General features: G+C 52.2%; 1 pseudogene. It reads left to right on the top strand.

The window, feature by feature from the left end:
- Positions 1–83 precede the first annotated feature (83 nt).
- Positions 84–441: pseudogene (locus D588_RS26675) on the top strand (hypothetical protein); the annotation flags it as partial.

Genomic DNA, 441 nt, shown 5'->3' with positions numbered 1-441 from the left:
TAGCCAGTCTCGCTATAGGTATTGCTGCTTGCGGGAAGGTAGACGACCCAGCAGCGAAGAGCGCTTCCTCCAAACAGCAACCAGTGGCGACGATCAGCACAGCAGGTGATGGCAAATTGACTGCAACCCCGGGTTATGCCAGTGTCACTAATCCCATGCAGAAAGATGCCAGACAGTATCTCTGTCAAAGTGGGGCGGGTTCATGCAAGACCAGTGGGCCACTGGTTGCTAATACGGAAGCAGAAGCTCAATGGCTTTTGGTAAATGGCTATCCTTCAGAAGCCGAACTGGCGCGGTTGGAAAGAATGAGCTTGGAGCAACTGAAGGCCGAAGCTCAATCTGGCAACAAAGCTGCTGTTGTTATCTATGGAAAGAAGACGGCAATCGATGGCGGGCGATTTCAAGAGGGGCTTGGAATCCTTCGTAGTGCAGCATCTTCTG

The organism is Xanthomonas sp. SHU 308, from assembly GCF_000364645.1.
Lineage (GTDB): Bacteria > Pseudomonadota > Gammaproteobacteria > Xanthomonadales > Xanthomonadaceae > Xanthomonas_A > Xanthomonas_A sontii.
Note: the sequence above shows the minus strand (reverse complement) of the source record. Positions and strands in the feature narration are given on the sequence as shown.